At 64.8% G+C, this 12506-nt stretch carries 7 protein-coding genes and 1 pseudogene; 3 read left to right on the top strand and 5 right to left on the bottom strand.

Translation table 11 applies throughout. The annotated features are described in order from the left end of the window. Positions 1-226, top strand: a pseudogene (locus AC1DW2_RS17940) (IS110-like element ISMex17 family transposase); the annotation flags it as partial. 86 nt (positions 227-312) lie between these two features. Here the strand turns inward: AC1DW2_RS17940 and yghU are convergent. Further along, on the bottom strand, positions 313-1194 hold the full coding sequence (gene yghU, locus AC1DW2_RS17935; RefSeq protein WP_476076197.1) for a glutathione-dependent disulfide-bond oxidoreductase: 882 nt from the start codon (positions 1192-1194) through the stop codon (positions 313-315). A 187-nt stretch (positions 1195-1381) separates the two neighbouring features. Beyond that, positions 1382-3055 (bottom strand): flavin-containing monooxygenase, encoded by a 1674-nt coding sequence (locus AC1DW2_RS17930; RefSeq protein WP_477006781.1) that lies wholly within the window; start codon positions 3053-3055, stop codon positions 1382-1384. A gap of 255 nt (positions 3056-3310) precedes the next feature. On the opposite strand from AC1DW2_RS17930, the gene AC1DW2_RS17925 reads away from it, so the two are divergent. Together AC1DW2_RS17925 and AC1DW2_RS17920 are read left to right on the top strand one after the other, a co-directional pair. Beyond that, a complete protein-coding gene (locus AC1DW2_RS17925; protein ID WP_477006780.1) occupies positions 3311-4444 on the top strand; it encodes a nitronate monooxygenase in 1134 nt (377 codons plus the stop codon). 123 nt (positions 4445-4567) lie between these two features. Further along, entirely contained in the window at positions 4568-6070 is a 1503-nt protein-coding gene (locus AC1DW2_RS17920) for an acetyl-CoA acetyltransferase (RefSeq protein ID WP_477006779.1), read from the top strand. A 106-nt stretch (positions 6071-6176) separates the two neighbouring features. Here AC1DW2_RS17920 and AC1DW2_RS17915 read toward each other — a convergent pair whose 3' ends face one another. From AC1DW2_RS17915 to AC1DW2_RS17905, 3 genes are all read right to left on the bottom strand, one after another. Then, positions 6177-7382: an efflux RND transporter periplasmic adaptor subunit gene (locus tag AC1DW2_RS17915; protein WP_247308143.1), complete on the bottom strand. Its 1206-nt coding sequence runs from the start codon at positions 7380-7382 to the stop codon at positions 6177-6179. Then, the gene (locus AC1DW2_RS17910; RefSeq protein ID WP_477006778.1) at positions 7369-10548 is read right to left on the bottom strand and encodes an efflux RND transporter permease subunit; all 3180 of its coding nucleotides are present in this window, start codon (positions 10546-10548) and stop codon (positions 7369-7371) included. Before AC1DW2_RS17910 ends, AC1DW2_RS17915 begins: the two co-directional genes overlap by 14 nt. A 245-nt stretch (positions 10549-10793) precedes the next feature. Then, positions 10794-12485, bottom strand: coding sequence for a methyl-accepting chemotaxis protein (locus AC1DW2_RS17905; protein ID WP_063984694.1), 1692 nt, complete (start codon positions 12483-12485; stop codon positions 10794-10796). Between the last annotated feature and the right edge of the window lie 21 nt (positions 12486-12506).

Below are 12506 nucleotides of genomic sequence, written 5' to 3'. Positions count from 1 at the left end.
GTGGCGCGGAAAAAGCTTCATTGGTGGCGGGCGACAAGCGGTGCGAACGGTATTGTTCATGGGAGCGATGACCGCCAGACGTCACAACCCCGTCCTCAAGGCCTTCTTTGAGCGCCTCGTGGCCAATGGAAAGCCGAAGCTCGTTGCCCTGATCGCCGTCGCCCGCAAGCTGCTGACCATCCTCAATGTCATGATCAGGACGAAAACACCATGGCAACCCGCTTGACAGCGAACACAGTCGCTCACCCGAATTCGATCTTCGATCGAATTCGACCTCTCCCCGCAAGCGGGGCGAGGTGAAGCGAGCACCGTTTACGTCGCCGCCGGCTCGCCGATCTTGTCCTGGGTCTTGGTGTCGAAATCGCCGGCGTCGTGGCGCTCGTGGAGCTGGCTGGCGGGATCGCCGGAGACGCGGTTGACCATGCGGCCGCGCTTGACGGCCGGGCGCTTGGCGATCTGGTCGGTCCAGCGCTGCACGTGCTTGTAGTCCTGCACCGACAGGAATTCGCCGGCGCCATAGACCAGCCCCTTGGCGAGCGCGCCGTACCAGGGCCACACAGCGATGTCGGCGATGGTGTACTCATTGCCCGCGAGGTACTCGTTGTCGGCAAGGCGCCGGTCGAGCACGTCGAGCTGGCGCTTGACCTCCATCGCAAAGCGGTCGATGGCGTATTCGATCTTGGTCGGCGCGTAGGCGTAGAAGTGACCAAAACCGCCGCCGAGATAGGGCGCGCTGCCCATCTGCCAGAACAGCCAGGACATCGCTTCGGTGCGGCTCTTGATATCCTTCGGCAGGAAGGCGCCGAACTTCTCGGCGAGGTAGACCAGGATCGAGCCGGATTCGAACACCCGGATCGGCTCGGGACCGGAGCGGTCCACCAGCGCGGGAATTTTCGAGTTCGGGTTGATGTCGACAAAGCCGCTGCCGAACTGGTCGCCATTGCCGATCCTGATCAGCCAGGCATCGTATTCGGCGCCCTTGTGGCCGAGCGCCAGCAGTTCCTCCAGCATCACCGTGACCTTCACGCCATTCGGCGTCGCCAGCGAATAGAGCTGAAAGGGATGCTTGCCGACCGGCAGCTCCTTGTCGTGGGTGGGACCGGCAATGGGTCGGTTGATGCTGGCGAACTGCCCGCCGTTCTCCTTGTTCCAGGTCCAGACTTTGGGCGGCACGTAGGCGGGGGCGTCGGTCATGCGGGGGCTCCGGCGAAAAGATGCGCCTGCATTAATTAGCCCGCGAATGGCCGATGGCAAGGGCGCAGAAATGCATTGCCGGGCGGGGCAACTCTACGTTTCGTCATGGCAGGCCACTTCCCCGCCGTCGTTCCGGGCCCAACAACGCTCCGCGCCCCCCGGGAATTACGATCGGAAAGAGCCAGGTTCAGGACGCGGCCGCCGTCAGCCCCCGCTCGGCCCGCCCCAGCAAAAACCCCTCATATCCCTTCGCCGCGACCTCGTCGCAGATCCGGCGGTAGACACCGACACCGCCGATATAGGGCATGAAGATGCGCGGCTTGCCTGGAATGTTGGCGCCCATGTACCAGGAATTGGCCTGCGGATAGAGCGTGCCGTGGGCGACCTCGTTGACATGGGCGACCCACTTGTCCTCGGCCTCCCCGCTTGCCTCCATGGTGGCAACACCGTGCCTGCGCATGTGGACGAGGCAATCTGCGATCCAGTCGACATGCTGCTCGATCGAGACGATCATGTTCGAGAGCACCGACGGACTGCCGGGGCCGGTGATGATGAAGAGGTTTGGAAAGCCCGCGCTCATCAGCCCGAGATAGGTCTTCGGACCTTCCGCCCATTTCTCGTTCAGCGTCCGTCCGCCCGGGCCACTGATGTCGATCTTCGCGACCGAGCCGGTCATGGCATCGAAGCCCGTCGCCATCACCAGCGCGTCGACCTCGTGGTCCTTGCCTGCGACGCGCACGGCATTCGCGGTGATCTCCTCGATCGGATTGGTCTTGATGTCGACCAGCGAGACGTTCGGCCGGTTGAAGGTCGCGAAATAATCCGTATCGATGCAGATGCGCTTGGTGCCGATCGGATGGCTGTTGGGCTGCAGCAGCTTCGCGGTTTCGGGGTCCTGCACGATCCCGGCGATCTTGCCGCGCACGAAGTTCGCCGCGGTATCGTTCGCCGATCGCTCCAGGCCGAGATTGTTGTAGACATACATGAAGGTGAGCCCGCCGCGCTCCCAGCGCGCCGAATATTTGCCATTCCTGGTCTCATCGCTGTCGTCGAGTGCGCCGCGATCGGGTTGCTCGGCGAAAATGCCGTTGCGTGCGATTTCGCGGGCGAAGCGGCGGATCTCCGGATAGGTTTTGCGGACGTTGTTGCGCTCTTCGTCGGTCAGCGCGGCGTTGCGCGCGGGAATCGAAAAATTCGCCGTGCGCTGAAACACGGTGAGATGTCTTGCTTGTTCGGCGATGACGGGCGTCGATTGGATGCCAGACGATCCCGTCCCGATCAAGCCGACGCGCAAGCCCGTGAAGTCGACGTCTTCATGCGGCCAACTGCCAGTGTGGTAGACCGGTCCCTTGAAGCTCTCAAGGCCCTTGATGTCGGGCTTGCGCGCGTTCGAGAGGCAGCCGGTCGCGAGCACGATGAACTGCGCCTCAACCGTCTTGCCGTCGGACGTCGTCACCGACCAGCACTTCGCCCGCGCGTCGAACGCCGCGCGCTCGACGCGGGTGTCGAACTGGATGTCGCGGCGAAGATCAAAACGGTCGGCAACGTGGTTGGCGTAGTTCAGGATCTCCGGCTGCGGCGCGTAGCGCTCGCTCCAGTCCCACTCCTGCTGAAGCTCTTCCGAGAACGAGTAGGAATACTGCATGCTCTCGACATCGCAGCGCGCGCCGGGATAGCGATTCCAGTACCAGGTGCCGCCGACGCCACCGCCCTGCTCATAGACGCGCGCCGAGAAGCCAAGACCGCGCAGGCGGTGCAGCATGTACATGCCGGCAAAGCCCGCGCCGACGACGACCACGTCGTAAGCTTTCAAGGCTTGGGCCTTCACGGTTCGGGCCGGACTCGCTTGCGCTTGCGACATCGGTTGGCGCTCCCTCGCTGTTTTCTCTTTGTTTGCGCCAGCATTCTCACAGGCTCACAAAAGCGCAAGAGGCAAATCGGTGGGCTCTGGCCTCTTTATTTTGTGCAGCGGAATGGCTCATCCGCCGCGTGGCGTCTGCACGCAAGATGCGCGGCCAAATCCGGATTGGCATCAGTAGCGACGATGGGCTAGCGTCGAAGCGCCTTCGCTCAAGCAAAGCAACAACAGCAACGCGACGGCTGCCGGGAGAGAGCCATGAAATCGCCGATCTGCGACATGCTGGGCATCGAGTTCCCACTGCTCGCCTTCAGCCATTGCCGCGACGTCGTTGCCGCCGTCAGCCGTGCCGGCGGCTTCGGCGTGTTGGGTGCCACCGTGCACACGCCCGACACGCTCGAGCGCGAGCTGAAATGGATTGACGAGCATGTCGACGGCAAGCCCTACGGCATCGACGTGCTGATCCCCGAGAACATCTCGACCGCAGGCGAGAAGGACGTCACCTGGAAGAGCCTGGAGGCGCGCGTGCCGCAGGAGCACCGCGCCTACACGCGCGACCTCCTGAAGAAATACGACATCGAGTTGACGACAAGTGATGTGGCCGACAACCAGCCGCAACCGTTCGACGCGAAGACCGCACTTCAGCTGCTCGAGGTCTCCTTCAACCATCCGATCCGTTTGATCGCCAACGCGCTGGGCGTGCCGCCGAAGGCGATGATCGAGACGGGCAGGAAGCACGGCGTGCCGGTTGCCGCCCTCGTCGGCGCCAAGGAGCATGCGTTGCGCCAGGTCGCGGCCGGCGTCGACATTCTCGTGGTGCAGGGCACCGAGGCCGGCGGCCATTGCGGCGAGGTCTCCACCCTGGTGCTGGTGCCGGAGGTGATCAAGGCGATCAAGAAGATCCGCGACGTGCCGGTGCTCGCGGCCGGCGGCATCATGACGGGACGGCAAATGGCCGCCTGCATGGCGATGGGCGCGGCCGGCGCCTGGACCGGTTCGGTGTGGCTCGCCACCGTCGAGGCCGAGACCACGGAGATCTTCCGCGAGAAGATGATCGCGGCGTCCTCGCGCGACGCGATCCGTTCGAAGGGGCGCACCGGCAAGCCCGCACGCCAGCTCCGGTCGGTCTGGACCGATGCCTGGGACCGCGCGCCGGAAAGCCCCGGCGCGCTGCCGATGCCGCTGCAAAGCGTCATCAGCCGCGACGCCTTCAACGCGATCGATCGTGCGGCGGCGAGCGGCAATGCCAAGGCGCGCGACCTCGTCAGCTATTTCGTCGGCCAGGGCGTCGGCCTGATCGACAGCGTGAAGTCGGCGGGCGCGGTGGTGCAGGAGTTCAAGGAGGAATTTGCCGAGGCCGTCGAGCACATGAATGCGCTGGTAGCGGAGTAGCATCCACATCGTCATTGCGAGCGAAGCGAAGCAATCCAGACTGCTTCCGCGGATACATATCTGGATTGCTTCGTTCCTTCGCTCCTCGCAATGACGAGACAACTAACATCGTGAATCGAGATTATGACTGACAATATCCCGGAAGACCGCATCCCCGTCATCGTCGGCATCGGCGAGATCATCGACCGACCCAAGGAGATCACCGACGGCCTCGAGCCGCTGGATCTGCTTGAACAGGCGCTACGGCGGGCCGAACAGGACGCCGGCGCAAAGCTGCTTGGCGAGGTGCAGTCGCTCGACGTCGTCAACTTCCTGAGCTGGCGCTATCGCGATCCGGAGAAGCTTTTGGCGCAGCGGCTCGGCATTGCGCCGGCGCATTGCCATTACGGCCCCGTCGGCGGCGAGAGTCCGATCCGCTACATCCACGAGGCGGCAAAGCGCATTGCGCGTGGCGAATGCACGGTGGCGGCAGTCTGCGGCGCGGAGGCGCAGTCGACCGCGACCAAGGCGGAGCGCGCCGGGGTCAAGCTGCCCTGGACGCCGTTCGCCCATGACGTCGAGGAGCCCAAGCGTGGGGCGGCTTTCCAGAAGCCGCTGGCGGTGAAGCTCGGCGTGTTCCGTCCCGTCACCGTTTATCCCTTCTATGAGTCCGCCTCCTCCGCCCATTGGGGCCAGACGCCGCGCGAAGCCATGGCAGAGTCCGGCACGCTGTGGTCGCGCTACTCCGAGGCCGCCGCCGAAAATCCCAACGCCTGGCTGAAGCGGCGCTATGCGCCGGACGAGATCACGACGCCGACGGCGGACAACCGGCTGATCGCCTGGCCCTACAACAAGCTCATGGTCGCCAACCCCAGCGTCAACATGGGCGGCGCGCTGCTGCTCACCAGCCTCGCCAAGGCGCGCGCGGCCGGCATCGCCGAGGACAAGCTGGTCTATCCGCTCGGTGGCGCCTCGGCCGAGGAGCCGCGCGATTACCTCCTGCGCGATCAGTTCCATGAAAGCCATCCGCAGAATGCGGTGCTGAAGGCGGCGATGGATCTCGCCGGCGGCGACGGCTTCGACGCGATCGAGCTCTATAGCTGCTTCCCATGCGTGCCCAAGATGGCGCGGCGGACGCTGAGCCTCGGGGCCGACGTGCAGCCGACCGTGACCGGTGGCCTCACCTTCTTCGGTGCGCCGCTCAACACCTACATGACGCATGCGGCCTGCGCGATGGTGCGGCGTGTGCGTGATGGCGCCAAGCTCGGGCTGCTCTACGGCCAGGGCGGCTTCGTCACCAAGCACCACGCATTGGTGGTGTCGAAGACGCCACGTGAGGCGCTGGCGCAGGAGACGAGCGTGCAAGGCGAGGCCGACCGCAACAAGCGCGGGGTGCCCGAGTTCGTCACGGAGGCTTCAGGTAGGGGCAAGGTCGAGAGCTTTACGGTGCTCTATGGCCGCGGCGGCGATGTCGAGCACGGCGTGGTGATGCTGCGGACGGCGGACGAGCGGCGCACACTCGCGCGCATTCCGGCGAGCGACGCGGCGACGCTGGCGCATCTGCTCAACATGGATCGCACGCCGGTAGGCTCGCTCGGCGAGATCGCGATGGCCGCGGATGACGTGCCGGAGTGGCGGGTGGCGTAGCTTTCGTAGGGTGGGCAAAGGCGCTCTTGCGCCGTTCCCACCATTCTTCTTCCAATCACATGAAAACGGTGGGCACGCTTCGCTTTGCCCACCCTACGAGATCAACCTAGCCCTTCGGCGCCTGCTTCTCCGACGCCGTCGCCGGCTTGCCCTTGGCACCGGCACCGCCGACGACGCGAACCTGGTCGCCGTCGGAAATACCATCCGGCGGGGCAGCGATGACGCGGTCGTCGGGTGCGATGCCCGAGGCGAGTTCAATCTCCTTGCCGAGATCGCGCGCGATGGTCACGGTCTTGAACTGCACCTTGTCGTCGGGACCGACGGTCGCAACACGCAGACCGCTGCCGTTGAAGATCAGGGCGCTGGCGGGAATGCTCAGCGGCGCGGTGTCGCGCTGAAGGTTGAGCTTCACGCTGGCATAGCCGCCGGGCATCAACTCGCCGTTGGAATTGTCGAGCCGAAGCTGCATGCGGGTGGTTCCTGAGGCGACGTCGACGGCCTGCGAAGACGCCTCGACCGTCGCCTGGAATGTCCGGTTCGGGTATTCCGGCATGACCATGGTGGCCTTGGCGCCGATCTTGATCGCAGGCACGTAGTTCTGGGGAACGTTGACGTAAACGCGCAGCTTGGTGATGTCGGAGACCACGAACATCGCCGGGCCGGAGCCGCCGCCGGCATTGATCAACGCGCCGACGTCGGTATCGCGCGCCGTGACCACGCCATCGAACGGCACCGTGATCTTCTTGTAGCCGGCCAGCGCTTCAAGCCGCTCGACATTTGCCTGGCCTGAGTGGACGGCCGCGTTCTTGTTGGAGAGATCGGCGGTGCGCTCGTCGATCTCCTGCGCGGAGACGAAGTTGGAGGCGACCAGCGTCTTGCGCCGGTTGAGCGTTGCTTCCGAGAGCCTGGCACTGGCCTGCTGGCTGGCGAGGTCGGCGCGGGCCTGAAGCAGTTGCTGGTCGAGGTCGGGCGCCTCGATCTCGGCGATCACCTGCCCCGCCTTGACGCGCGCGCCCATGTCGACGCTCCAGCTCTTCAGATAGCCGGAGACGCGTGCGAAGATAGGCGCGCGGTAATAGGCTTCGAGCCGACCCGGCAGGTCGATGGTGCCGTTGAGGGATTTTGCGTTCGGCAGGGTCACCGCAACGCTGGGAACGGCCTGATCGTCGGTCCATTCCTTCAGCTTGGAGCCCTGCTCCTCGCGGGCACGAATGCCGGTGCCGACGACGAGGCCTGCCGCAATCAGCGCCACCACGCCGAAGATGCCCAGTTTCCGGTGCGACACCGGGGAGCGGGGTTCAGTGGGCGACATGCGGAGTCTCCAATGGGGCGGCGGCTTTGGCGCCCTGTTTCTTGTGTACCATACTGAACACCACGGGAACAAACATCAGCGTGGCGAAAGTTGCAAAGATCAGGCCGCCGATCACGGCGCGGCCAAGCGGCGCATTCTGCTCGCCGCCCTCCCCGAGCCCCAGGGCCATCGGTGCCATGCCGATGATCATGGCGAGCGCGGTCATCAGCACCGGGCGGAACCGGACGAACCCGGCCTCGAGTGCAGCGGCGATCGGGTCACCGAGCTCCTCGTAGCGCTCACGGGCGAAGGAGATCACCAGCACACTGTTGGCGGTGGCAACGCCCATGCACATGATCGCGCCGGTCAGGGCGGGCACCGACAGCGTCGTCTCGGTCATGAACAGCATCCAGACGATGCCGGCGAGCGCGGCCGGCAGCGCCGTGATGATCACGAACGGATCGGACCAGGACTGGAAGTTCACGACGATCAGGAAGTAGATCAGCACGACGGCACCGAGCAGGCCGAACAGAAGACCGGTGAAGGCGCTGTTCATGGTCTGCACCTGGCCGAGCAGCACCACGGAGGAGCCCTTCGGCACGTCCTTGGCGGTGTCGGCGATCACCTGGCGGATGTCGGCGGCGACCGCGCCGAGATCGCGGCCCGAGGTCGTGGCAAAGATCTGCACCAGCGACTGGATGTCGTATTGCGACACCACCGCGCTCGAGGTCGAGCGCTTGATGTCGGCGATGCCGCCGAGGATCGGCGATTGCGAATTGCCGGTCGCCGTAATCGGCAGCGTTTGGAGCGCGCTGAGCGAGTCGATCTGGTATTGCGGCGTCTGCATCACGATCGAGTAGGACACGCCGTTGTCCGGATTGAGGTAGTAGGTCGGCGCCACCTGCGAGGAGCCGGCGAGATTGACCACGAGGCTGTTGGTGACGTCGCGCTCGGTCAGGCCGACATATTGCGCGCGGGTGCGGTCGACGTCGATGTTGAAGGTGGGATTGTTCGGCGACTGCTGGATGCGCGCATCGGCAACGCCGGGAATCTTGCGGACCTTCGCCAGCAGATTGTTGGCGTAGGCAAAGTTGGCATTGATGTTGGCGCCGCGGATCTGCAGGTCGATCGGCGCGGGCGCACCGAAGTTCAGGATCTGGCTGACGATGTCTGCGGGGAGGAACGCGAAGCTGACGCCGGGGAACAGGCGCGGCAGCTGCTCGCGCAGCACGCGCACGTGCTCTTCCGTCGGCTTGTGGCCCTCTTTCAGCTTGATCTGGATGTCGCCGTCCTGCGGGCCGATCACGCCCGTGTTGTTGTAGGTCATGTTGATGCCGGAGATCGGCATGCCGATGTTGTCGGTCAGCGTCTCGATTTCGCCGGGGATCAGCTTGCGGATCGCCTTCTGGACGTCGGCGAGCTGGTTGGCCGTCTCCTCCACGCGGGTGCCGACCTGGGTGCGGACATGCATCAGGATATTGCCGGCATCGACCGCCGGGAAGAAGTTGCGTCCCAGGAATGGCACCAGCGCGAAGGACGCGCCGACCACGCAGAGGAAGCCGATCACGAACACCGCGCGGTGCACCAGCGCCAGTCCCAGCAGATTATGGTAGCCGCCGCGGATGCGCTCGAACCGCTTCTCGAAGCCGCGCTGGAACCAAACCAGCGGATTGCGCGACTTCGGCGGGCCGCCCTCGTGATGGACGTGCGCCTGCAGCAGATAGTTCGCCATGGTCGGCACCAGCGTGCGCGACAGGATGAACGACCAGATCATCGCGAACATCACGGCTTCGGCCATGGGCACGAACAGGAAGCGGGCGACGCCGGAGAGGAAGAACATCGGCACGAATACGATGCAGATGCACAGCAGCGAGACGAAAGCCGGCGTCACGATCTGGTTGGCGCCGTCGAGGATCGACTGCTCGACCGGCTTGCCCTGCTCCAGATGGTAGTTGATGTTCTCGATGGTGACGGTGGCGTCGTCGACGAGGATGCCGACCGCGAGCGCAAGGCCGCCGAGCGTCATGATGTTGAGCGTCTCGCCGATCGCCGACAGCATGATGATGGCGCCGAGCACCGAGAGCGGGATCGAGACCGCGATGATGACCGTGGAGCGCCAGCTGCCGAGGAACAGCAGGATCATGACGCTGGTCAGCAGCGCCGCGATCACGCCTTCGATCGCGACGCCTTGAATCGCACCGCGGACGAACACCGACTGGTCGCCGATGAAGCCGATCTTCAGCGCGTCCGGCAGCTGGTCCTTGACGTCGATCACCTTCTGCTTGATGCCGGCGATGATATCGAGCGTCGAGGTCGCGCCCGCCTTCAGCACCATCATCAGCACCGAGCGGTTGCCGTCGACATGGACGATGTTGGTCTGCGGCGGATTGCCGTCACGCACGGTCGCGACGTCGCGCACATAGACCATCGCGCCGTTGACGGTCCTGATCGGCAGATTGCCGAGCTCGTCGATCTTCAGCGGCGAGTTGTTGAGCTGGATGTTGTATTCGAACTGGCCGATCTTCTGGGTACCGACCGGCGTGATCAGGTTCTGGGCTGCGAGCGCGTTGGCGACATCCTGGCCCGACAGGCCGCGGGCCTGGAGCGCGGTCGGATCGAGGTCGATCTGGATTTGGCGCTGCTTGCCGCCGAACGGATACGGGATCGCCGCGCCGGGCACGGTGACCAGCGGGGTGCGCAGATTATTGATGCCGATATCGGCGAGGTTCTGCTCGGTCAGGCCATCGCCCGACAAAGCCACCTGGATGATCGGAACGGTCGATGCGGAGTAGTTCAGGATCAGGGGCGGCGTCGCGCCCGGAGGCATCTGCTTCAGCAGCGTCTGCGAGATCGCGGTGACCTGCGCGTTGGCGGTGCGGATATCGACGTTCGGCTGGAAGAAGATCTTGATGATGCCAAAGCCGTTATAGGAGTTGGCGGTAATGTGCTCGATGTCGTTGACGGTCGTCGTCAGCGCGCGCTGGAACGGCGTGGTGATGCGGCCGGACATCTGGTCCGGCGGCAAGCCGGTGTACTGCCAGACCACGCCGATCACGGGGATGCGGATGTCCGGAAAAATGTCGGTCGGCGTCCGCAGGGCCGCAAGCGGCCCGATGATCAGGAGCAGAAGCGCGAGCACGACAAACGTGTAGGGTCGGCTCAGGGCAATACGGACCAGAGCAATCATTGGTCAGGCAATTCCAAATCGGGGACAGGGAACACGCCCCACGGGTTCCTAGGGCTGATTTACCCGAACACCGCGGAAATGGCCAACGACGGCGCCGCCCCGTCCGGTCACTTCCCTGCTATCGCACTGCGAAATCGCATTCCAGATATGCAGCCTGCGGCCGGAAGATTACGAAAGCGGCTCACCCCCACGTAAAAAGGCGGCGCCCGCAGGCGCCGCCTTCAGAACTGCGAGCGTGTCCCGGCTTAGGCCGCGCGGACGTTGGTCAGGAACTTGCTGACCTCGGTCTTGAGGCGGCTCGAGTCGTTGGACAGCATCTGCGCTGCCGAAAGCACCTGCGAGGAGGCCGTGCCGGTCTCGGTCGCACCGCGCTGCACATCGGTGATGTTGGAGGAGACCTGCTGGGTGCCCTGCGCCGCCTGCTGCACGTTGCGGGCGATCTCCTGGGTCGCTGCGCCCTGCTCTTCCACCGCAGCCGCAATCGCCGAGGAGATTTCGGAGAGACGCTCGATGGTCGAGGAGATCTCCTTGATGGCGCCGACCGAGTCGTTGGTCGCCGCCTGGATGCCGGAGATCTGCTGGCCGATTTCGCCGGTCGCCTTGGCCGTCTGCTCGGCGAGCGCCTTCACCTCGGAGGCGACCACCGCGAAGCCGCGGCCGGCTTCACCGGCACGCGCCGCCTCGATGGTGGCATTCAGCGCCAAGAGGTTGGTCTGGCCCGCGATGGTGTTGATCAGCTCGACGACGTCGCCGATGCGGGAGGCCGCCTTGGAGAGCTCGCTGACGCGCTCGGTGGTGGCACGGGCCTGGCCGACGGCGTCGCCCGCCATCCGCGCTGATTCCTGCACCTGACGGCTGATCTCGCCGACCGACGAGGCCATCTCCTCGGTGGCCGAGGCCACCGACTGCACGTTGGTCGAGGCTTCCTCCGAGGCCGCGGCGACCGTGGTCGCCATCCGCTGTGAGCGGTCGGCGGTCGAGGTCAGCGTCGAGGCGGAGGCTTCGAGCTGGGTCGAGGCCGACGACACGGTCTGGACGATCTCGCCGATCATCGTTTCGAAATCGCGGGTGATGCCGTCGACGCGGCGGCCGCGCTCGATCTTAGCTTCGGCATCGGCGGCGGCGGCCTCGTCGGCGGCTTTCTTGGCGATCAAGGCTTCCTTGAAGATCTGGAGCACGTCGGCCATGGCGCCGATCTCGGTCTTCTCGCCGCGATGCGGGACTTCGGCGGAGAGGTCGCCCTTGCCGAGCGCCTGCATCGGCTGGATGATCGAGTTGATGCCGGCGGAGACGTCCTGGACCAGGTAGAAGCTGACGCCGATGCCGATGATCACGGCGGCGCCGAGGATGATCGAGACCAGCATGAAGGCATAGAAATAGCTGTCGGCGGCATCCTGGGCAGCCTGGTCGCCGCCCTTGGTGTTGAGATCGATGTCCTTCATCAGGACCTCATCCGACGCAAGGCCGATCTTGTTGACCGTCTTGGTGTTCAGCTCCTGGGCGTCATGCGGGACCTTGCCGGCCTCCTTGCGCGACAGCGCCATGACGTCTTCGGTGCCCTTCTTGTAGTCGTCCCAGAGCTTGGCCCATTCGTTGTACAGCCGGCGCTCCTCGGGTGAGGTGATCATCGGCTCGTAGGCCTTGCGGGACTTGGCGAGCGCCTCGATGACGGTGCCGGCCGTCTTTTCGTTGGCGAGCTTCTCCTCGAGGGTCTCGGACAGCATGTGCTGGCGGACCACGTTGCGGTAGGTGATGACGCTGGCGCGGAGTTCGCCGAGCACCCGGACGCTGGGCAGCCAGCTCGTGGTGATGTCGGTGGTGTTGGCGTTCATCGACCGCATCTTCGTGACGGCGAGCAGGCCCATGCCGGTCATCGCGACCAGCAGGAACGCCACGACACTGATGATCTTGGCGCGAATGGAAATGGTGGCGAACATAATCGGGTCTCGTTGTGCTGG

The sequence above is a fragment of the Bradyrhizobium sp. P3_C3 genome, assembly GCF_056402655.1.
Note: the sequence above shows the minus strand (reverse complement) of the source record. Positions and strands in the feature narration are given on the sequence as shown.

Coding starts and splice junctions, on each gene's coding strand:
- yghU (WP_476076197.1), bottom strand. CDS start 1,194: ATGACCGACGCCCCCGCCTACGTGCCGCCCAAAGTCTGGACCTGGAAC.
- AC1DW2_RS17930 (WP_477006781.1), bottom strand. CDS start 3,055: ATGTCGCAAGCGCAAGCGAGTCCGGCCCGAACCGTGAAGGCCCAAGCC.
- AC1DW2_RS17925 (WP_477006780.1), top strand. CDS start 3,311: ATGAAATCGCCGATCTGCGACATGCTGGGCATCGAGTTCCCACTGCTC.
- AC1DW2_RS17920 (WP_477006779.1), top strand. CDS start 4,568: ATGACTGACAATATCCCGGAAGACCGCATCCCCGTCATCGTCGGCATC.
- AC1DW2_RS17915 (WP_247308143.1), bottom strand. CDS start 7,382: ATGTCGCCCACTGAACCCCGCTCCCCGGTGTCGCACCGGAAACTGGGC.
- AC1DW2_RS17910 (WP_477006778.1), bottom strand. CDS start 10,548: ATGATTGCTCTGGTCCGTATTGCCCTGAGCCGACCCTACACGTTTGTC.
- AC1DW2_RS17905 (WP_063984694.1), bottom strand. CDS start 12,485: ATGTTCGCCACCATTTCCATTCGCGCCAAGATCATCAGTGTCGTGGCG.